Origin of the sequence: Jiangella ureilytica (genome assembly GCF_004348545.1) — a bacterium.
Classification (GTDB): domain Bacteria; phylum Actinomycetota; class Actinomycetes; order Jiangellales; family Jiangellaceae; genus Jiangella; species Jiangella ureilytica.
In genome coordinates, this window is sequence record NZ_SMKL01000019.1 from 45,210 (window position 1) to 64,964 (window position 19,755).

At 73.3% G+C, this 19,755-nt stretch carries 19 protein-coding genes; 11 read left to right on the forward strand and 8 right to left on the reverse strand.

Translation table 11 applies throughout. The annotated features are described in order from the left end of the window. Positions 1-37 precede the first annotated feature (37 nt). The 3 genes from E1212_RS10735 to E1212_RS10745 are packed head-to-tail and all read left to right on the forward strand — an operon-like array spanning position 38 to position 2,570. Positions 38-1,168, forward strand: a complete 1,131-nt coding sequence (locus tag E1212_RS10735) for a uroporphyrinogen-III synthase (RefSeq protein WP_131982232.1) — start codon at positions 38-40, stop codon at positions 1,166-1,168. Next, a complete protein-coding gene (gene cobA / locus E1212_RS10740) occupies positions 1,165-1,887 on the forward strand; it encodes a uroporphyrinogen-III C-methyltransferase (RefSeq protein WP_131982155.1) in 723 nt (240 codons plus the stop codon). The genes E1212_RS10735 and cobA overlap by 4 nt, the downstream gene beginning before the upstream one ends. After that, positions 1,884-2,570, forward strand: a complete 687-nt coding sequence (locus tag E1212_RS10745) for a sirohydrochlorin chelatase (protein WP_131982157.1) — start codon at positions 1,884-1,886, stop codon at positions 2,568-2,570. The genes cobA and E1212_RS10745 overlap by 4 nt, the downstream gene beginning before the upstream one ends. A 39-nt stretch (positions 2,571-2,609) precedes the next feature. On the opposite strand, the gene E1212_RS10750 is transcribed toward E1212_RS10745, so the two are convergent. From E1212_RS10750 to ddaH, 6 genes are read right to left on the reverse strand one after another with little or no spacing between them, the layout of a single operon-like run. Next, entirely contained in the window at positions 2,610-3,122 is a 513-nt protein-coding gene (locus tag E1212_RS10750; protein ID WP_131982159.1) for a hypothetical protein, read from the reverse strand. Continuing rightward, positions 3,119-4,261, reverse strand: a complete 1,143-nt coding sequence (locus E1212_RS10755) for a hypothetical protein (RefSeq protein ID WP_131982161.1) — start codon at positions 4,259-4,261, stop codon at positions 3,119-3,121. The genes E1212_RS10750 and E1212_RS10755 overlap by 4 nt, the downstream gene beginning before the upstream one ends. A gap of 37 nt (positions 4,262-4,298) precedes the next feature. After that, the gene (locus tag E1212_RS10760; RefSeq protein WP_131982163.1) at positions 4,299-6,629 is read right to left on the reverse strand and encodes a S8 family serine peptidase; all 2,331 of its coding nucleotides are present in this window, start codon (positions 6,627-6,629) and stop codon (positions 4,299-4,301) included. A gap of 37 nt (positions 6,630-6,666) precedes the next feature. After that, positions 6,667-6,843: a hypothetical protein gene (locus E1212_RS29385; RefSeq protein WP_162605418.1), complete on the reverse strand. Its 177-nt coding sequence runs from the start codon at positions 6,841-6,843 to the stop codon at positions 6,667-6,669. 60 nt (positions 6,844-6,903) lie between these two features. Continuing rightward, positions 6,904-8,121, reverse strand: a complete 1,218-nt coding sequence (rocD, locus tag E1212_RS10765; RefSeq protein ID WP_131982234.1) for an ornithine--oxo-acid transaminase — start codon at positions 8,119-8,121, stop codon at positions 6,904-6,906. Positions 8,122-8,123: 2 nt separating this feature from the next. Further along, complete coding sequence (gene ddaH / locus E1212_RS10770) at positions 8,124-8,921, reverse strand: dimethylargininase (RefSeq protein WP_131982236.1); 798 nt, start codon at positions 8,919-8,921, stop codon at positions 8,124-8,126. A gap of 209 nt (positions 8,922-9,130) precedes the next feature. On the opposite strand from ddaH, the gene E1212_RS10775 reads away from it, so the two are divergent. Next, complete coding sequence (locus tag E1212_RS10775) at positions 9,131-9,604, forward strand: Lrp/AsnC family transcriptional regulator (RefSeq protein WP_131982165.1); 474 nt, start codon at positions 9,131-9,133, stop codon at positions 9,602-9,604. Positions 9,605-9,861: 257 nt separating this feature from the next. Next, positions 9,862-11,202: a C40 family peptidase gene (locus E1212_RS10780; protein ID WP_131982167.1), complete on the forward strand. Its 1,341-nt coding sequence runs from the start codon at positions 9,862-9,864 to the stop codon at positions 11,200-11,202. 4 nt (positions 11,203-11,206) lie between these two features. Here the strand turns inward: E1212_RS10780 and E1212_RS10785 are convergent, their stop codons facing one another. Beyond that, the gene (locus E1212_RS10785) at positions 11,207-11,701 is read right to left on the reverse strand and encodes an inorganic diphosphatase (protein ID WP_131982169.1); all 495 of its coding nucleotides are present in this window, start codon (positions 11,699-11,701) and stop codon (positions 11,207-11,209) included. A 107-nt stretch (positions 11,702-11,808) separates the two neighbouring features. Here E1212_RS10785 and dacB point away from each other — a divergent pair, with 107 nt between their 5' ends. The 6 genes from dacB to folE all read left to right on the forward strand — a co-directional run bounded on the left by dacB (position 11,809) and on the right by folE (position 18,891). Further along, entirely contained in the window at positions 11,809-13,167 is a 1,359-nt protein-coding gene (gene dacB, locus E1212_RS10790) for a D-alanyl-D-alanine carboxypeptidase/D-alanyl-D-alanine endopeptidase (RefSeq protein ID WP_131982171.1), read from the forward strand. Between the two features lie 97 nt (positions 13,168-13,264). Next, positions 13,265-14,356, forward strand: a complete 1,092-nt coding sequence (locus E1212_RS10795; protein WP_131982238.1) for a zinc-dependent metalloprotease — start codon at positions 13,265-13,267, stop codon at positions 14,354-14,356. Positions 14,357-14,378: 22 nt separating this feature from the next. Further along, positions 14,379-15,470 (forward strand): tRNA lysidine(34) synthetase TilS, encoded by a 1,092-nt coding sequence (gene tilS / locus E1212_RS10800; protein ID WP_131982173.1) that lies wholly within the window; start codon positions 14,379-14,381, stop codon positions 15,468-15,470. A 25-nt stretch (positions 15,471-15,495) separates the two neighbouring features. Continuing rightward, positions 15,496-16,047: a hypoxanthine phosphoribosyltransferase gene (gene hpt, locus E1212_RS10805; RefSeq protein ID WP_131982175.1), complete on the forward strand. Its 552-nt coding sequence runs from the start codon at positions 15,496-15,498 to the stop codon at positions 16,045-16,047. Positions 16,048-16,264: 217 nt separating this feature from the next. Continuing rightward, positions 16,265-18,286: an ATP-dependent zinc metalloprotease FtsH gene (ftsH, locus tag E1212_RS10810; protein ID WP_131982177.1), complete on the forward strand. Its 2,022-nt coding sequence runs from the start codon at positions 16,265-16,267 to the stop codon at positions 18,284-18,286. Further along, positions 18,283-18,891, forward strand: a complete 609-nt coding sequence (folE, locus tag E1212_RS10815) for a GTP cyclohydrolase I FolE (RefSeq protein WP_131982179.1) — start codon at positions 18,283-18,285, stop codon at positions 18,889-18,891. Before ftsH ends, folE begins: the two co-directional genes overlap by 4 nt. A 45-nt stretch (positions 18,892-18,936) precedes the next feature. Here folE and E1212_RS10820 read toward each other — a convergent pair whose 3' ends face one another. Beyond that, complete coding sequence (locus tag E1212_RS10820; protein ID WP_131982181.1) at positions 18,937-19,713, reverse strand: LLM class F420-dependent oxidoreductase; 777 nt, start codon at positions 19,711-19,713, stop codon at positions 18,937-18,939. Positions 19,714-19,755 lie beyond the last annotated feature (42 nt).

Genomic DNA, 19,755 nt, shown 5'->3' on the forward strand with positions numbered 1-19,755 from the left:
GGTGGCGCCGTCGGCCGCGGCGGGCGTGGACACCGCGATGCTGCCGCTGGAGGGCTTCACCGTGGCGGTGACCGCGGCGCGCCGCCGGGAGGAGCTGGGCGCGCTGCTGGAGCGGCGCGGGGCACGGGTGGTGCAGGCGCCGGCGATCCGGATCGTGCCGCTGGACGACGACGCCGAGCTGCTGGCGGCCACGCGGCTGTGCATCGAGGAGCCGGTGGACATCGCCGTCGCGACCACCGGCATCGGGTTCCGCGGCTGGATGGAGGCCGCCGACGGCTGGGGACTGGGCGAGCGGCTGCTGGAGCGGCTGGGCTCGGCGACGCTGCTGGCCCGCGGCCCGAAGGCGCGCGGGGCGATTCGGGCCGCCGGGCTCACCGACGACTGGTCGCCGCCGTCGGAGTCGTCGGCCGAGGTGCTGGAGCACCTGCTGGCGCAGGACCTCGTCGGGCGCCGCATCGCCGTCCAGTTGCACGGGGAGCCGCTGCCGGACTTCACCGACGCGTTGGAGGCGGCCGGGGCGTCGGTGGTGGCCGTGCCGGTGTACCGCTGGGTGCCGCCCGACGACGTCGCGCCGCTGGGCCGGCTGGTCGAGGCCGTGGCGGCGCGGCAGGTCGACTGCGTCGTGTTCACCAGCGCGCCGGCGGTGGCCAGTCTGCTGTCGCTGGCGGATGCGATGGGGTTGTCGGCCCCGGTTCTGGACGCGCTGGGGTCGTCGGTGCTGCCCGCCTGCGTCGGGCCGGTGACCGGCGCGCGGCTGGAGCGCCTGGGCATCGCGACGGCGCAACCGGCGCGGTCGCGGCTGGGCGCGCTGGTCCGCGAGATCGTCGCGTCGCTGCCGGCCCGGTGCCGCACGCTGCGGGTGGCCGGGCACGCCGTCCAGCTGCGCGGGCACGCCGTCGTCGTCGACGGGGTCGCGCGCGAGCTGCCGCCGGGGCCCATGGCGGTGCTGTCCGAGCTGGCCCGCCGGCCGGGCGTCGTCGTGTCGCGGGCCGACCTGCTCACTGTCCTGCCCGGGACCAGCACCGACGAGCACGCGGTCGAGATGGCGGTGACGCGTCTGCGCGGCGCGGTCGGGGCGCGGGTCGTGCAGACGGTGGTGAAGCGCGGCTACCGGCTCGCGTACGAGCCCGAGGCCGCCGGATCGGTGAAGTACGGGGGGCCGCCATGACGGGTCATGTCGCGATCGTGGGCGGCGGGCCGGGCGACCCCGGGCTGCTGACGTTGCGCGGGTTCGACCTTTTGAAGCAGGCCGACGTCGTGCTGGTGGACCGGCTGGCGCCGCGGTCGCTGCTGGACGCCCTGCGCCCCGACGTCGAGATCGTCGACGTCGGCAAGGCACCGCACCGGCACCGTCGCAGCCAGCGCGAGATCGAGGCGCTGATGGTCGACCGCGCCCGCCGCGGCCTGCGTGTCGTCCGGCTCAAGGGCGGCGACCCGTACGTCTTCGGCCGTGGCGGCGAGGAGGCGCTCGCCTGCGCGGCGGCCGGTGTGCCGTTCGAGGTGGTGCCCGGCGTGACCAGCGCGGTCGCCGTCCCGGCGATGGCCGGCATCCCGGTGACCCAGCGCGGCGTGACCCAGGAGGTGACGATCGTCAGCGGCCATGCCCACCCGGACTCCGCGGAGTCGACGGTGGACTGGGACCGGCTCGCCGCCGGCTCCGGGACGATCGTGGTGCTGATGGGCGTGACGCACCTGTCCGCCATCGCTGCTCGCCTCGTGCGCGGCGGCCGGCGGCGGAGCACACCGGTCGCCGTCGTCGTCGACAGCGGGGCGCGGGTGGTCGTGGCGACGCTCGACACGGTGGGCTGCGCCGCCGAGGGGATCGACCCGCCCGCCGTCGTGGTGGTGGGCGACGTGGTGGCGCTACGGTCCATGCTGGTGTCGTGACGGACGAGGTACTGGTGGCGGTGGCGCACGGGACGCGTGCGCCCGAGGGCCCTGTCGTGTTGGCTGATCTGCTGGACTCGGTGCGGGAGTTGCTGCCCGGGGTCGACGTCCGGGTGGCGTACGTGGACGTGATCGCGCCGACCTTGTCGTCCGTTCTTTCGGACGTGCCTGCCGGGGTCCGGCCGGTCGTGGTGCCGATGTTCCTGGCGTCCGGGTACCACGTGCGGGTGGACGTGCCGGCCGCGGTGGCGTCGGACGGCGGGCGGGCGGTCGTGACGCCCGCGCTCGGCCCCGATCCGGCGGTCGTGGCCGCGGTCGAGTCGCGGCTGCGCGCTGCCGCGGGATCGCTGCCGTCCGCGGTGGTGCTGGCCGCGGCGGGCTCGTCCGATCAGGACGCGCTGGCGGAGGTCTCGGTGGCGGCGTCGCGGCTGTCGTCGTCGCTGGGCGGCCTGCCGGTCGTTCCCGCCTACGTCACGACGGCGTCGCCCTCGGTCCCCGACGCGGTGGCGTCGCTGCGGTCGGCCGGCCACGCGACGGTCGCGGTGGCGTCGTACCTGCTGGCGCCAGGACTGTTCCAGCAGCGCCTCGACTCCGTCGGCGCCGACGTCGTCGCGCCGCCGATCGGCGTGCACCCGTTGGTGGCCGAGCTGATCGCCGCCCGCTACCGTGCCGCCGTCGGTTGATGGTTGAGGGATTCGTGTCGCTCTGGCGACACGAATGCCTCAACCATCCTCGCGCAGACCGGCCTCAGTCGCGCGGCGCAGGTGGTCGGCATAGTCAGCCGGCTCCGGTCGGCGGATCATCTCGTGGGAGAACGCGCCGTAGACGCCCTGGGCGGTGAGGTCGCGCTGAGCGAGCCAGGCTGCGGCGCCTTCGCTGCTGCCTTCGTCGTCCTCGTCGACCGCGTGGAGCATGTAGGGCGTCAGCCGCGTCGTCCCCCAGTCCGCGGCCGGGACCGGGTACGGGTCACCCGGCGGTGTGTCAGGTCCGAACGCGTCGAACCAGAGATCGCGCAGCCACTCGTCGGTGCCCCACTGGGTCATGCTGGGCAGCGCCGGGTACGAGGAATCACGGATGTGCACTGCCAGCTCGTCGCGGAAATCGATGATCTCCTGCTTGCCTTCGGCCAGCCAGGCGGGCACCCGCTCGCACGCCTCGATGTACCCCGGGATGTGGGTCTCGACGCTGAACCAGCCGCCGAGCAGGCCGCGGAAGTTCTTGCTGCGTGGGATCACGTGAGTTCCTCGAGGGGCTGGTTGTCCGGGGCTGGGCTGTCGCTCGGGTAGTAGGTCACCATGACCCAGCCGTCGTCGCCGTGCCGGAACACAAGCCGGACGCCGGAGTCGGGGTGCTCGGCGATGGGGTCGTAGGAGATGGTACGCACCGGCGGCGGGCACTCGCCGTCCTTCTTCATCGCGTCGTTGCGCATCCGGATCCAGTCGGTGGCCGCAGGCGGTGTTCCGGTGCCTGCGCCGCGCCGGGCCGTCGTGTCACCGGGCTGCAAACCGCCCTGGTCGGCCTTGATGAAGAACGCCGCCCACCCCAGGTCGGCGCACTCGTCCAGAAATCCGTCGACGCCATGCGGATGCCGGGCAGCGACGCCGAGGAAGGCCTCGAGTGGCCGAGCGAACGCCTCGGCGCTCGTGAAGGCGCTGGCATCAGGGCCGGCGCGATGTTTGGAGACGACCTTGTGGTCGTCTTTGCGGACCTGCCACGTGTCGGCGCCTTCGGTGCCGTGGTCGGGCGGGCGGGTCCAGCCGGCGCGGAGCTCCAGCTCCCGGTCGCCGACCTGGGGGCCGTGGATCTCGACCGCGTGACAGTCGGGGTGCTCGAGCCAGGCCCGCACCCGGGCCCGGTGCTCGGGCGCGACCACAGCGATGATCCGCTCCCGAGCGGCGTCGATCGACGCCTGGTCGGCAGCGGGGTGGGCGGCCGCCTCGGCCTTGGAGGTCGCCGCGCCGCGGGACAGGTCGCCGAGCACCGTCGCCACGTAGGAGCGGGCGAAGCCGGAGGGAAACGCCTCGGCCGAGAGCGAGCCCGGACCGCCCAGCCGACCGAGATCCAACGGCGGCAGCGACTCCTGCCCGTGGTGCGAGACGGCGAGCAGGTCGAGGAGGGCGTGCACCTCGGTGGCGAGCACCCGCCCGGTCTCGGCCGTCAGCTCCGCCATCGCCCGCTCGACGGCGGGTGCGGCCGCCTCGACGTCGTCAGCCACGGCACGCGTGACCGGATGGCGGGCCTCGCGCGCCACCTCGGCGACCCGGGTGACGCGAACGGCTGCGGCCGAAGACGCGCCACCGAGCGACCGCGAGACGTCGGCGTGGGCGCGCAGCAGCGTCTCGATGGCCCGCCGCACCCCGCCCGACCCGCTCACACCCCCGAAGGTGCCCGGTACCGGCACGCTGTGACGCTCACGGCCACGGAACCTCGGTGCGTGTCGGCGTCGCCCAAGGACCGTCCGTGATGGTGCCCAGCTCGCCCGGCGTCGGAGCGCCACCCAGCGGCGGGTCGAACACGCCGCCGTCGGAGCGGGCGACCAGCCAGCTCTCCGAGACGCCCCCCGCGAGGCCATCGAGCGGCCGGGCGCCGACGGGCAGCTCGTCGACCTCCACCCACTGGCCGCCGTCCAGGCGCCACAGCCCGCCCGGCTGCAGGGCCGAGCAGTCGCTCGCCGCGACCTCCATGGTCGCGTAGAGGACGTCGCCGTTGAAGAACACCTCGTCGTAGATCAGCTCCTCCGGCAGGCCGGCCGAGGCGACCTCCGTCAGATCGGCGCCGTCGAGCACCGAGACCTCGGCGCCGCACGCGCCGTAGCCGGTGACGACGGCCACCTGCGCGCCGTCGGCGGCGACGGCGATGGGCACCTGGGCGATGCCCCCGATCTCGTAGGAGCTGTCCGCGGCACCCGACGCGGGATCGAGCAGCCAGACCCGCTCCAGCGCCTGGGCGCCGCCGGACTCGTGCACGAGCAGCTGCCCGCCGACGGTCCCGAGCAGGGTCTTCGAGCCGACCGAGTTCGGCGGGAACGTCGGCATCGTCGTGCCCACCTCGTCCAGTGTCGCCGCGTCGTACCAGGTCAAAGTCCCGGAGTAGTCCATGCCGACGACGAAGTCGCCGTTCTCCTCGGGCCGCTCCGGGCCGCCCTCGACCGGCTCGCCGCCGACGGGTACGTCCTCGACGTAGGCGGGCGTGCTCTCCGAGCACCAGCCGCACGGGACCTCGACCGGCGCCGACCGCGCGGACCAGGAGAACAGCTCGCCGTCGTCGGAGCCGACCAGCCGGGAGTGGTCGGACGACCAGTCGACCCAGCGCATCCGCGTGCCCGGGTCGAGCTCCCGGACCCGCTGCACGCTGCTGCCGTCGAACGCGAACACCTCGTCGTCCTGGACGAACACCGCCTGGGTGGCTTCGGACGGGTCCGGAGACGGGGTCGCGGGCGGCTCGCCGCCGAGCACCTGCTCCAGCGCGCCGCCGATGTCGAGGAAGCCGCGTCCGACACCGGGGCCCTCGCGGTCGCCCTCGTCGAGCGGGCCGAGGTCGGCGGTGTCCAGCAGCGCCTGCCCGACCTCGTCGCCGGTCGCCTCCGGCGCGGCCGCCCGGATCAGCGCGGCCGCGGCGGCGACGTGCGGCGCGGCCTGCGACGTGCCCTGGATCTCCTCGTAGTCGTGGTCGAGATGGGTCGAGAGGACGGCGTTGCGCATGTCACCACCGCCGGGCGCGACGATGTCGATGTCCTCGTTGCGGGTGGAGTACCCGGCCAGGTCGAAGTCCTCCTGGACGGCGCCGACGGCGATGACCCCCTCGATGCCGGCCGGGGTCTGGCGCTGGTTCTCCTCGTCGCAGTCCTGCGAGGGTCCGCAGTTGCCGCCCGAGGACACCAGGACCACGTCGTTGCGCACCGCGAAATAGACCGCGGCCACCTGGACCTGCAACTCCTCGAGCTCCTCGGGGACGGTGACGTCGAGCATCGCGCCGCCGAACGACATGTTCGCGGCGTCGGCGCCGTGGTTGACCGCCCAGGTCAGCCCGACGGGCCAGGACTGCCCGTTCTCGTTGGCCTGGCGCAGCCGCACGGGCACGTCGAGGACGCTCACGCGCGGCGCCACCCCGACGATGCCGCCGTTGTCGCGGCGCGCGGCCGCGATGCCCGCCACGTGCGTCCCGTGGCCGTTCGGGTCGTGGGCGCCCTCGCCCGGGTAGCTCCGGCGCTCGACGACGGCGTCGCCGAGATCCGGATGCGTCTCGTCGATCCCGGTGTCGAGGACCGCCAGCACAGCGCCGTTGCCGTCGGGCCAGGGCAGCTCGTCCTCGTCCGGGTCCGCGCCGAGCCGGTCGAGCGGCCACTGATCGTCGCGGCGGTCGTCCTCCTCGTCGATCGAGACGTCGGGCACCACGCCCGCCGCGACCACACCGTCCTCCGACAGCAGCTCGTCGCGCCGGGCGTCGACCGCGTCCGCCGCGACGTACTCGGTGCTCGAGACGAGACAGTCGTTCTCGTCGACCCTCAGCACGTCCAGGGCGAGGAGCGAGTCGTCCTCGGGTGCGGCGACCGGCTCGTCCGGGCAGTCGGGACTGGGGACGGCGGAGTCGAGCAGGGCGCGCTGCTCGGCACTGAGCACCTCACCCGCGCCCGCGATGTCCGAGCTGTCGCCGTCGTCCCTGGTGACCAGCACGATCGCGACCACGGCCACGATGATGACGACCATTCCGGCGGCGATTCCGAGCAGTAGAGGGCGCCTCACGGCCGGTCACCTTACCCATGGTGTGGATCCAGACCGGTCAGGACTGGCGGTTGACCCGCTCCCCGGGTGGCAGCGGCTCGTTGTGGACGACGACGTCGAACTCGCCGCGGATCTCGATGCGTCTGGCGTCGCCGTCGGCGGCCTTCAGCGCCTGCGCCCACACGGCGGGGTTGACGCGGAACACGGTGACCTCGTCGTCCGGCTTCTTCGGCACCGGGTCACCGTACGCCTGCCAGGTGTCCGCGAGACGACGGCACGGTGGATGTGTCCACCGTCACGTCGTGCGCGCCGCCAGCACCCGCTCCAGCGCGTCGACGGCCTGGTCGATCTCCTCGCGCGTGACCACGAGCGGCGGCGCGAACCGGATGGTCGAGCCGTGCGTGTCCTTGACGAGGACGCCCTCGGCGAGCAGCGCCTCGCACGCCTCGCGCCCGCTCATCAGTTCCGGGTTGATGTCGACGCCGGCCCACAGCCCGCGACCGCGGACCTCGACCACACCCCGCCCGATCAGGCCCGCCAGCCCGGAGTGCAGGTGCGCGCCCAGCTCGGCCGCCCGCCGCTGCCACTTGCCGGTCGTCAGCATGGCGACGACGGCGCGCCCGGCGGCACAGGCCAGCGGGTTGCCGCCGAACGTGCTGCCGTGCTCGCCGGGGTGGATGACGCCGAGGACGTCATGGTCGCCGACGACGGCGGACACCGGGACGACACCGCCGCCCAGGGCCTTGCCGAGCAGATACAGGTCCGGCACGACGCCCTCGTGCTCGCAGGCGAACGTGGTGCCGGTGCGGCCGAGACCGGACTGGATCTCGTCGGCGATGAACAGCACCCGCCGCTCGTCGCACAGCCGCCGCACGGACGCCAGGTACCCGGCGGGCGGCACGACGACGCCCGCCTCGCCCTGGATCGGCTCCACCAGGACGGCCACCGTCGTGTCGTCGATGGCCGCCGCCATGGCCGCGGCGTCGCCGTACGGCACCACGCGGAAGCCGGGCGTGAACGGGCCGAAGTGGGTCCGCGCGACCGGGTCGGTGGAGAAGCTGACGACGCTGATGGTGCGGCCGTGGAAGTTGCCCTCGGCGACGACGACGGTCGCCTGGTCCGCTGGGACGCCCTTGACCTCGTAGCCCCACTTGCGCGCGACCTTGAGGCCGGTCTCGACGGCCTCGGCACCGGTGTTCATCGGCAGCACGAGGTCCTTGCCGGCGAGGTCGGCCAGCTCGCGCGCGAACGGGCCGAGCACGTCGTGGTGGAAGGCGCGGCTGGTCAGCGTGACGCGGTCGAGCTGCTCCCTGACGGCGGCGACGATGTCCGGGTGCCGGTGGCCGAAGTTCACCGCCGAGTACGCGGCCAGGAAGTCGAGGTAGCGGCGGCCCTCGACGTCGGTGACCCACGCCCCCTCGGCCTCGGTGACGACGACGGGGAGCGGGTGGTAGTTGTGCGCGGTGCTGCTCTCGACGAGGGCGATCGCGTCCTGGGTGCGGGTGGTCTGCATCGTCACGGGTGCTCCTCGGCGATCGATGGGGCGTGCAGCTCCAGAGTGGCGCACTTGACGCCGCCTCCGGACTTCAACAGCTCGGACACGTCGACGGGGACCGGTTCGAACCCGGCCCGGGCGACGGCGTCGGCGAGCGCGGACGCCTGCGCGGCGAGCACCACGTGCCGGCCGTCGCTGACGGCGTTCAGCCCGAGCACGAGCGCGTCGGCCTCGGTGGCGACGATCGCCTGGGGGAACAGTGTGCGCAGGATCTCCTGGCTGGCCGGCGCGAACGCCGGCGGGAAGTACGCGATCGTGTGCCGGTCGAGCACGGCCAGCGCGGTGTCGAGGTGGTAGAAGCGCGGGTCGACCAGCTCCAGCGGCACGACGGGGACGCCGAACACGGCGGCCAGCTCGGCGTGCGCGGCGGGGTCGGAGCGGAACCCGGCGCCGGCCAGGATCCGTCCGCCGGCCCAGGCGAAGTCGCCCTCGCCCTCGTTGACGGCGACCGGCTCGGTGACGCCGATGCCGACGCCCTCGAGCCAGGCCCGGTGCGCGGGCGCCTCGCCGGCCCGGACCAGCTCGCGGAACCGGGCGCCGAGCGCGCGGTCGCCGACCACGAACGCGCCGTTCGCCGCGAACACCATGTCCGGCAGGCCGGGCCGCGGGTCGAGCAGGTGCACGCGGTGGCCGAGCCGCTCGTACGTCGCGCGCAGCTCGTCCCACTGAGCCAGGGCGCGGTCGCGGTCGACCGGTCGGGCGGGGTCCATCCACACGTTGATCGAGTAGTGCACGGCGAAGTGCTCGGGGCGGCACATCACGTAGTCGCGGGTCGTCGCGACGCGGTGGCCGCGCGGGAGCCGGGTCAGCTCCGTGGCGTCGTTCACGGTCACAGCAGAAAGGTAAGGCGGGGGTCCGACGGCGATCGAGATCGTTCTGTTGCGCGTATGGATGCGAAACGTTGCGTCTGCTCTCGAACAGACGGCGATTCGTTGCGCGGGCAAGGCGGAACGGGGACGATCCAGCCATGACACTCGACGCGCTGGACGAGCAGATCATCCGGGTCCTCATGGCCGAGGGCCGGGCGAGCTACGGCGCCGTCGGGGCGAAGGTCAGCCTCTCGGCGCCCGCGGTGAAGCGGCGGGTCGACCGCCTGCGCGCCAACGGCGTCGTCACCGGGTTCACCGTGCGGGTCGAGCCGGCCGAGATCGGCTGGAGCACCGAGGCCTACGTCGAGCTGTTCTGCAACCCGCGCACGACCAGCGAGGACATCGCCCGTCGTGTGCAGACCTACCCCGAGGTCGTCGAGGCGTTCATGGTCACCGGCGATGCCGACGCCCTGCTGCACGTCTTCGCCGGCAGCATGCAGCACTTCGAGCGGGTGCTGACGGCGATCTCCGCCGAGCCGTTCGTGGCCCGGACCCGCAGCGTTCTGGTGCTCTCGCCGCTGCTGCGCCGGGTCCAGGCACCGCGCACGGACGAGACCGCCGCCGGCTCCTGACCCCCATCCCCCGAAGTTGATCTTGGAGTAACGGCGGAGTTCCAGGGCGATATGCCGGATTGATCCCGCGGTTACTCCAAGATCAACGTGGTCGGCCCCGGGAATTACATGCGTGTGGTTAGTCAAGCCGACACGCCGTGTGGCTCCTGAAATTCCTGTGATTCCTGTTCCTGAATGTGACTTCCTTGACTACTGTGCTGGGTGGGACGCCAGATACGGGGGAGGTTGCCAGAGTGCGAAAAGGTGTGTGGGCGGGCGTGTTCGCCGCAGCTCTGGCAGCCGGCGTGGTCGGGCCGGCGTTCGCCGACCCGACCTATCCCAGTGAGTCCGAGGTGCAGGACGCCCGCGACGCGGAGCGGGCCGCCGCCGGGGGTGTCGCCGCCCTCGAGGCGCGGCTGGCCACGCTCTCCGCTCGGGTCGACGCGCTCTACATCGAGGCGGCCAAGGCGATCGAGGCCTACAACGGCGCCCGGGTGCAGCTCAAGCAGGCGACCGAGGCGGAGCGGACCGCACGCGAAGCGGCCGTCGAGCGCGCGGCCGAGGCGGAGCAGGCCCGGGTCGACCTGGGCCGCATGGCGTCGGCCACCTACAGCCAGGGCGGCCAGCTCGCCGGCGTCGGCATGGTGCTCGGCGCCGAGGACGGGCAGGCGCTGTACGAGGGGCTCGGCGCACTGCGCGCCGTCACCCGCTCGCAGGCCACCATCGCGCAGCGCGCCCGCGACGCCCGGCACGAGGCGGACGACGCCGCGGCGCTGGCGGCCGACGCGCTGGCGGAGCGGTCCGCCGCCGCCGAGCAGGCCGACGCCGCGCGCGCCGCTGCCGAGGCGGCCGTCGCCGGCCAGGAGCAGGCGGTCGCCGCCGTCGAGGAGCAGCGGACCGCCGCGATCGCCCAGCTCGCGGTCGCACGCGGCACCACCGTGGAGCTGGAGCGGCAGCGCCAGGAGGGCCTGGCGGCCGAGCAGGCCGAGCAGGCCGCGCAGGAACAGGCCGACCTGGTGCCGCCGGTCACCACGCCGCCCACCGGCGCCCCGTCCCTGGGCCCGCCGGACGACCCGACCGTCCCGACCGAGCCGACGGCACCGGCGCAGCCCACCAGCGACCCGGAACCGACGGCGCAACCGCCGGCCCCGCCGGCCCCGGACCCGGAACCGCCCACGGAGCCCGAGCCGTCACCGTCGCCGACCCCGACCCGGCCGCCCGAGCCGGAGGAGCCCGAGCAGCCCGACCCGCCGGGCGACGGCGCCCAGGCCGCGGTGGACTATGCGTTCGCGCAGCTCGGCAAGCCGTACGAGTGGGGCGCCGACGGGCCGGGCAGCTTCGACTGCTCCGGCCTCACCATGCGGGCGTGGCAGGCCGGCGGCGTGAGCCTGCCGCACTGGAGCGTGGCCCAGGCGCAGCGGGTGGACCGGGTGTCCTACTCGAGTCTGCGCCCGGGCGACCTGATCTTCTGGTCCGACAACGGCCAGGCCTCCGGCGTGTACCACGTGGGCCTGTACATCGGCGGCGGGCAGATGATCCACGCGCCGAGGCCGGGCAAGGACGTCGAGGTCCAGAGCGTCTTCTACTGGGTCGACCCGTCCTTCTACGGCCGCGTCTAGCCGATCAGAAGTGCCCGCCCGCCTCGACGAGCCGCCGGCGGGAGGCCTCGATCTCCTCTTCGGCGGCGGCGCGGTCGACCCAGGTGGCGCCCTCGACCGACTTGCCGGGCTCGAGGTCCTTGTAGACCTCGAAGAAGTGCTGGATCTCGAGGCGGTCGAACTCCGGCACGTCGCCGATGTCCTGGAACGCGACCTTCCGCGGGTCTTCGGCCGGCACGCACAGCACCTTGTCGTCGCCGCCGGCCTCGTCCTTCATCCGGAACATGCCGACGGCGCGGCAGCGGATGAGGCAGCCGGGGAAGGTCGGCTCCTCGATGAGCACCAGGGCGTCGAGCGGATCGCCGTCGAGGCCCAGGGTGTCGTCGATGAACCCGTAGTCGTGGGGGTAGCGAGTCGACGTGAACAGCCGCCGGTCGAGTTTGATGCGGCCGGTCTCGTGGTCCATTTCGTACTTGTTCCGGCTGCCGGCCGGAATCTCGATGGTGACGTCGAACTCCACCTGTAGGTCCTTCCCCCAAAGCGTCCCGATGTGTTGATCGTGTCCAGTCTCCCGTACCGTGACGACGGCTGCGTAAACAGGTGAACGGGTTCACGAGGAGGGCGACGATGTGGAGGCGGGCCGGGGTCGTGGCGGCCGGCTGCGTGGTCGTCCTCGCCGCGGCTGCGGGCGTCGTGCTCGAGCGCCGGGGCGAGCTGCCCTGGGCCGACGCCGAGGCCGCGCACGGGTTCACGCTCGTCACACCCGAGCCCGGGCCGTCCCCGAGCTGGTCCGCGGCGCCCACCGTGCTCGCCGCGCCCGCGAGCGCCGGCGCGGCGGGTGAGCCCCCGGTCGCCGAGGTGCTGGCACCCGCCCTCGGCGCGACCGGGCTGGGCGGCCGGGTCGGCGTCAGCGTCGTCGACCTCTCCACGGGTGCCGGGGTCTACGAGTCCGCCGGCGCCGACCCGCACACACCGGCCAGCACGCTGAAGATCCTCACCGGCGCCGCCGTGCTGCAGGCGCTCGGACCCGACCACACGTTCACCACCCGCGTCGTCAGCGGGCCGGATCCCGCCGCCGTCACCCTCGTCGGCGGCGGCGACCCGACGCTCACGGCGGGCGACGAAGGCCCCGGCACCCGGCTGGCGGAGCTCGCCGCGTCGACGGCTGCGGCGCTGACCGACGCGGGGGTCGGCTCCGTGACGCTGACCTACGACGCGTCGCTGTTCACCGGCCCGGCGGTCGACCCCGACTGGAGCCCCGGCTACGTCCCCGCCGTCGTGTCGCCGACCACCGCGCTCGCCGTCGACATCCTGGACCGGCCGGCCGACCCGCCCCTCGACGCGGCCGAGGAGTTCGCCGCCCTGCTGGTCGCGCAGGGCATCACCGTCGACGGCGACCCCGTGGCGGCGACCGCGCCGGCCGACGGAACCGAGCTCGCGTCCGTCGCATCGGCCCCGCTGGCCAGCATCGTCGAGGACGTCCTGACCACGAGCGACAACGACGGCGCCGAGGTGCTGGCGCGGCACGTGGCCATCGCCGCGGGTGCGCCCGCCACGTCCGCCGACGCCGGCCCGGCCGTCCTCCAGGCGCTGACCGAGCTGGGACTCGACGCGTCGGGCGCGACGCTGCTCGACGGCAGCGGGCTGGCCCGCGGCAGCGCAGTCCCGGCGACGCTGCTCACCCAGACGCTCGCCCTGGCCGCGGGGCCGGACCATCCGGAGCTGCGCGCCGTCGTCACCGGGCTGCCGGTCGCCGCGTTCACCGGCACCCTCGCCGACCGGTTCGGCGAGTCCGCCGCGGCCGGGCTGGTCCGGGCCAAGACCGGCACGCTCACCGGCGTCAGCTCGCTGGCCGGGGTGGTCGTGGCCGCCGACGGTGTCGGCTACGCCTTCGCCGTGCTCGCCGACGACGTCGGCAACACCCTGTCGGCGCGGGCCGCCCTCGACGACGTCGCCGCGGCGCTGGCCGCCTGCGGCTGTGCGTGAGATCGTGCTCGGGCTGTGCCTGAGGTCGTGCCTGAGGCAGGGCGGCGGTCGTTGACGTAGCGTGGGGAGCATGACGACCGCTGACACCGCTCCCGAAATGGTCGACTGGGACCTCGCGGTCGCCACCGCACAACGGCTCGCCGGGCCGGGGCCCGCCGTCACCGACTCCGAGGCTCGCGACGCCGTGGCCGAGCTTCGCCGGCTGGCGGCCGAGGCGGAGTCGCACGTCTACGGCTTCACCGGCCTCGACGCGTCGGGGGCCACCGCGCCGCTGGTCGTGGTCGACCGCGGCAACTGGGCCCGGGCCAACGCCCAGAGCATGCGCACCATCATCGCGCCTTTGGAGCGCAAGCTGCAGAAGGGCCGCGAGCGCACCCCGTTCCAGCGGGTCGGCCCGAAGGTCACCGGGCTGCAGACCGGCGCCCTGCTGGCGTTCCTGGCCAGCAAGGTGCTCGGCCAGTTCGACCCGTTCTGGTCCGGCCGGTTCGGCGGTCCCGACGACGGCGCCCACGGCCGGCTGCTGCTGGTCGCGCCCAACATCGTCCACGTCGAGCGCGAGCTGGGCGTCGACCCCCACGACTTCCGGCTCTGGGTCACGCTGCACGAAGAGACCCACCGCGTGCAGTTCACCGCGGTGCCGTGGCTGCGCGACCACCTGGCCGGCGAGATCGAGGCGTTCGTCGCGGCCACCGACGTCGACCCCGGCGCGTTCGTCACGCGCGCCCGAGACGCCGTCCGCGCCCTGGCCGAGAGCGCGCGCTCCGGCGGCGACGGCGGCGGCGGCTCCATACTCGACCTCGTGCAGACCCCAGCGCAGAAGGCCGTCATCGACCGCGTGACGGCGTTCATGTCGCTGCTCGAAGGCCACGCCGACGTCGTCATGGACGGCGTCGGCCCCGAGGTCATCCCGTCCGTCGACACCATCCGCCGCCGGTTCCAGCGTCGCCGCTACTCCTCGGTCGGCCTCGACCGCACGTTCCGCAGGCTCCTGGGCCTCGACGCCAAGATGCGCCAGTACCGCGACGGCGCCGCGTTCGTGAACGCCGTCGTCGATCGCGTCGGCATGAGCGGGTTCAACCGCATCTGGGACTCCCCCGAGACGCTGCCGAGCAAGGACGAGATCGCCGACCCGGTCGCCTGGGTGCGCCGCGTCCACGGCACGCCGGCGCTCGGCCGCGACGGCGCCTGACGCCCCGCCGCCGCCCGGGCCGATGCGACACCCGCACCTCGACGTCCGGCGGGCCGTGCGCACGGCCCTGTCCGGCCTGCCCGACGGGTCGGCGGTGCTCGTCGCCTGCTCCGGCGGGGCCGACTCGCTCTCCCTGGCCGCGGCGACGGCGTGGGTGGCGGCCCGTGGCGGGTCGCGGGCCGGCGCGGTCTGCGTCGACCACGGGCTGCAGCCGGGCTCGGCGGACCAGGCCCGTTCGACGGCGGCCGCGCTGTGCGGGCTGGGGCTGGACCCCGTCGTCACTGTGCATGCCGACGCCTCGCGCGGGCCGGACGGGCCGGAGGGCAACGCGCGGGCGGTCCGGTACGCGGCACTGACGGCGGCGGCCGAACGGACGGGTGCGGCCGCGGTCCTGCTCGGGCACACCCTCGACGACCAGGCCGAGACCGTCCTGCTGGGATTGGCCCGCGGGTCGGGTCCGCGGTCGCTGTCCGGCATGGCGGCCCGGTCCGGGGTGTTCCTGCGGCCCCTGCTCGGGTTGCGCCGCTCGGTCGTGCGGGCGGCACTGCCCGCCGGCCTCGAGCCCTGGGACGACCCGCACAACGAGGAGTTCGCGTACGCACGGGCGCGGGTCCGGCATCGGGTGCTGCCCGTGCTCGAGGCGGAGCTGGGCCCGGGAGTGGCCGAGGCACTGGCCCGCACCGCCGAGCTCGCCCGCGCCGACGCCGACGCCCTCGATGCGCAGGCCACCGCGTTCTTCGCGAGCGACGCGCGCGATCGATCCGGGGTCGATCATGGAGAAAGCGGTGTTCCGGACCGCCGGAAACCCGGGCCTCTCCATGATCGACAGTCTGGAGGCGTTCCGCTGGCGGTCACCGACCTGGCGGCGCTGCCGCGGGCGGTGCGGTGGCGTGTCCTGCGGCGGGCGGCGATCGCAGCCGGCAGCCCGCCGACCGACCTCACGGCCGCCCACGTCGCCGCCATCGACACCCTGGTGACGGCCTGGCGCGGCCAGGACGGGATCGACCTTCCCGGCGCGATCCGCGCCACCCGCGCCGAAGGGGCCCTCCACCTCACCCCCCGCACGGGGACGGCGGCCGGCGGGCAGGGCGAACCGCCTCCCCCGCACCCGTAGGCGCGACGTGTGAAAGGCTGCCGTCGTGGATCCAGAACATGTCGACGGCGACCTCGAGAAGATCCTCCTGAGCGAGGAGGAGATCCAGGGCCGGCTGGCCGAGATGGCGGCCGACATCGAGCGCGACTACGCGGGCAAGGATCTGCTGCTCGTCGGCGTGCTCAAGGGTGCGATCATGGTCATGGCCGACCTCAGCCGGCACCTGTCGCGGCACGTCGAGCAGGACTGGATGGCCATCTCGTCGTACGGCTCCGGCACCCGGTCCAGCGGCGTGGTGCGCATCGTGAAGGATCTCGACACCGACATCACCGACCGGCACGTGCTAGTGGTCGAGGACATCATCGACACCGGCCTGACGCTGTCGTGGCTGGTCTCGAACCTGCGCTCGCGCGGGGCCGCGTCGGTCGAGGTGTGCACGCTGCTGCGCAAGCCCGAGGCCGCGAAGACCTCCGTCGAGGTGCGCTACGTCGGCTACGACATCCCCAACGCGTTCGTGGTCGGGTACGGCCTCGACTACGCCGAGCGCTACCGCAACCTGCGGGTCGTCGGTACTCTGGCGCCGCACGTGTACAGCTGACGAGCATGCGATGTGACGGAGTTGTCAAGCCGCCCCGGGAACACGGCGGCTCACCTGCGACGTTCTCATCGTGTACCAGACCTGCCGGAATGGTCGCGCAGGCCCGCGCAAGGTATCGTCGGACGATCCGACACCTTCGGTGGACAGGCCGGGCGTTCGCGGCGTGTGCTGAAGGCAGCCGATCATCAGGAGGTACGAGGCCGCCAGGTCTCGCATCATGAACGCCAAGCGATTTACGCGACCACTCATCTGGTTGCTCGTCTTCGTGCTCGCCGCCGTCGTGCTGAGCAGCGTGCTCGACCGCGCCGGGAGTGCGGAAGAGGTCGACACCGCGCGCATCGTCTCCGAGATCGACGCCGGCAACGTCACGTCCGCGAAGATCACCGGCGGTGAGACGCAGGAGATCGAGCTCACCCTGGCCGACGGCGACGACACCAAGATCGTGTCGCAGTACGTCGAGGGCCAGGGCCTGCAGCTGCAGGAGTCGCTGCAGGCGCTGTACGGCCAGAACGGCAGCTCGCTCGAGAGCTACAACGTCGAGGTCCCGCAGCCGAGCATCCTGTGGGGGATCCTCGGCACGCTGCTGCCGTTCCTGATCCTCGGTGGTCTGATCTTCTTCTTCATGACCCAGATGCAGGGCGGCGGCGGCCGGGTCATGCAGTTCGGCAAGTCGCGCGCCAAGCTCGCCAGCAAGGACGCGCCGAAGACGACGTTCGCCGACGTCGCCGGCGCCAACGAGGCCATCGAGGAGCTCCAGGAGATCAAGGAGTTCCTGCAAGAGCCGGCCAAGTTCCAGGCGGTCGGCGCCAAGATCCCCAAGGGCGTGCTGCTGTACGGCTCGCCCGGTACCGGCAAGACGCTGCTGGCCCGCGCGGTCGCCGGCGAGGCGGGCGTGCCGTTCTACTCCATCTCCGGTTCCGACTTCGTCGAGATGTTCGTCGGCGTCGGCGCCTCCCGGGTTCGCGACCTGTTCAAGGAGGCCAAGGAGAACGCGCCGGCCATCGTCTTCGTCGACGAGATCGATGCGGTCGGCCGGCACCGCGGCGCCGGCATGGGCGGCGGTCACGACGAGCGCGAGCAGACGCTCAACCAGCTGCTGGTCGAGATGGACGGCTTCGACGTCAAGACCAACGTCATCCTCATCGCGGCGACCAACCGCCCCGACATCCTCGACCCCGCGCTGCTGCGCCCGGGCCGCTTCGACCGGCAGATCGCGGTCGAGCCGCCCGACCTCGAGGGCCGCGAGAAGATCCTGGGCGTGCACGCCCGCGGCAAGCCATTGACCGAGGACGCCGATCTGCGCGCCGTCGCGCGGCGGACGCCCGGCTTCACCGGTGCCGACCTCGCCAACGTGCTGAACGAGGCCGCGCTGCTCACTGCGCGCAAGAACGAGAAGATGATCTCGCCCCAGGCCCTCGACGAGGCCATCGACCGCGTCGTCGCCGGCCCGCAGAAGAGCTCGCGCCTGATGAAGGACGCCGAGAAGCGCATCACGGCCTACCACGAGGGCGGGCACGCCCTGGTGGCCGCGGCGCTGCACCACACCGACCCGGTGCACAAGGTGACGATCCTGCCCCGCGGCGGCGCCCTCGGCTACACCATGGTGCTGCCCGACGAGGACAAGTACTCCACCACGCGCAACGAGATGCTCGACCAGCTCGCCTACATGATGGGCGGCCGGGCCGCGGAAGAGATGGTCTTCCACGACCCCACCACGGGGGCGGCCAACGACATCGACAAGGCCACCACGCTGGCCCGCCGCATGGTCACGCAGTACGGCATGACCGAGCGGCTCGGCGCCATCAAGTTCGGCTCCGACCGGTCCGAGCCGTTCCTCGGCCGCGACATGGGGCACGAGCGCGACTACTCCGAGAACGTCGCCGGCGTGGTCGACGAAGAGGTGCGCAAGCTCATCGAGACCGCGCACCAAGAGGCCTTCGACATCCTGGTCGAGAACCGCGAGGTGCTCGACAACCTCGTCCTGGCGCTGCTCGAGCGCGAGACGCTGAACAAGGAAGAGGTCGCCGAGATCTTCGCGCCCATCCGCAAGCGCGGGCGCCGGCCGGCGTGGACGGGCTCGGCCACGCGCAAGCCGTCCGAGCGCGGCCCGGTGGCCTTCCCCATCAAGGTGTCGACCAACGGCCACCATGCCGAGGAGCAGGCGGCCATCACCGTCGCCCCTGACCCGACGCCGGTCATCAGCCCGATGCCGCATCCCGAGGGCCCGGTCGAGGGCTGACGCAGGTGACCGTCGATCCGGAGCTGCCGGAGCCGCCCGGTGGGTTCGACTACGCCCGGGTCGAGGCGGCCGTCCGCGAGATCCTCGTCGCCATCGGCGAGGATCCCGATCGCGACGGCCTGCTCGACACCCCGGCCCGGGTCGCCAGGGCCTACGCGGAGATCTTCCGCGGCCTGCACCAGGATCCGGCCGATGTCCTCACCACGACGTTCGAGCTGGGTCACGAGGAGATGGTGCTGGTCAAGGACATCGAGCTGGCCTCGATGTGCGAGCACCACCTGGTCCCCTTCTACGGCTTCGCACACGTCGGCTACATCCCCGGCCCCACGGGCCGCATCGCCGGGCTGTCCAAGCTGGCCCGGCTGGTCGACGTCTACGCCAAGCGGCCGCAGGTGCAGGAGCGGCTCACGTCGCAGGTGGCGAACTCCCTGGTCGAGCTGCTCAAGCCGGCCGGCGTCATCGTCGTCGTCGAGGCCGAGCACCTGTGCATGACGATGCGCGGCGTGCGCAAGCCCGGCGCCAAGACGGTCACCAGCGCCGTCCGCGGCCAGCTGCGCGACGCCACCACCCGCGCCGAGGCGATGAGCCTGATCATCGGCCGCTGACGGCCCACGCTCGGACCGGCGGCCGACGACGGCGGCAGCCTGCGATCAGGCGTTGGCGCGGTCGCGCCAGGCGACCCATTCGGCGATCGCGCCGAGGTCGTACAGCGGGCCCGTCGCGCTGATGGTGAACAGGCTGATGCCGAGCTCGGCCAGCGTCTCGGCGGCCGCGCCGGGCCGGCCGCCGACCGCCGTCGAGCGCTCGATCTCTCCCGGGTCGCGGCCGACGGTCGCGCACCAGCCGTCGAGCACCTCGGACTTGTGCCGCAGCACGGAGGCGTCGCCGAAGGCGTGCCAGATGGTGCCGTGCTCGGCGACGTGGCGCAGCGTCTTCTTCTCGCCGCCACCGCCGATGAGGATCGGGATGTCGCGTGTGGGCGCGGGGTTGAGCTTCGACCAGCGGCTCCTGATGCGCGGCAGTGCCTCGCCGAGGTCGTCCAGCCGGCTGCCCGCGGTGCCGAACTCGTAGCCGTACTCGTCGTAGTCGCGCCGGAACCAGCCGCCGCCGATGCCGAGGATCAGCCGGCCGCCGCTGATGTGGTCGACGGTGCGGGCCATGTCGGCCAGCAGCTCGGGGTTGCGGTAGCCGACGCTGCTGACCAGCGCGCCGATCTCGACCCGGGAGGTCTGCTCGGCCCAGGCGCCGAGCATGGTCCAGCTCTCGAAGTGCTTGCCGTCGGGCTCGCCGCGGAGCGGGAAGAAGTGGTCCCAGTTGAAGACGATGTCGACACCGAGGTCCTCGGCCTCGGCGGCGGCGCGGCGTATCTCCGTGTAGTCGGCGTGCTGCGGCTGGATCTGGACACCGATGCGAATCGGTCGGGACATGCGTGCCTCGTTCGGGTCGGGGGTTGACCACAGCGACAACCC

What these genes read in the sequence shown, in the direction of transcription:
- dacB (WP_131982171.1), top strand. Translation starts at nt 11,809, where the DNA reads ATGTGGAGGCGGGCCGGGGTCGTGGCGGCCGGCTGCGTGGTCGTCCTC.
- rocD (WP_131982234.1), bottom strand. Translation starts at nt 8,121, where the DNA reads ATGCAGACCACCCGCACCCAGGACGCGATCGCCCTCGTCGAGAGCAGC.
- E1212_RS10775 (WP_131982165.1), top strand. Translation starts at nt 9,131, where the DNA reads ATGACACTCGACGCGCTGGACGAGCAGATCATCCGGGTCCTCATGGCC.
- E1212_RS10795 (WP_131982238.1), top strand. Translation starts at nt 13,265, where the DNA reads ATGGTCGACTGGGACCTCGCGGTCGCCACCGCACAACGGCTCGCCGGG.
- E1212_RS10735 (WP_131982232.1), top strand. Translation starts at nt 38, where the DNA reads ATGCTGCCGCTGGAGGGCTTCACCGTGGCGGTGACCGCGGCGCGCCGC.
- tilS (WP_131982173.1), top strand. Translation starts at nt 14,379, where the DNA reads ATGCGACACCCGCACCTCGACGTCCGGCGGGCCGTGCGCACGGCCCTG.
- ftsH (WP_131982177.1), top strand. Translation starts at nt 16,265, where the DNA reads ATGAACGCCAAGCGATTTACGCGACCACTCATCTGGTTGCTCGTCTTC.
- E1212_RS10820 (WP_131982181.1), bottom strand. Translation starts at nt 19,713, where the DNA reads ATGTCCCGACCGATTCGCATCGGTGTCCAGATCCAGCCGCAGCACGCC.
- ddaH (WP_131982236.1), bottom strand. Translation starts at nt 8,921, where the DNA reads ATGTGCCGCCCCGAGCACTTCGCCGTGCACTACTCGATCAACGTGTGG.
- cobA (WP_131982155.1), top strand. Translation starts at nt 1,165, where the DNA reads ATGACGGGTCATGTCGCGATCGTGGGCGGCGGGCCGGGCGACCCCGGG.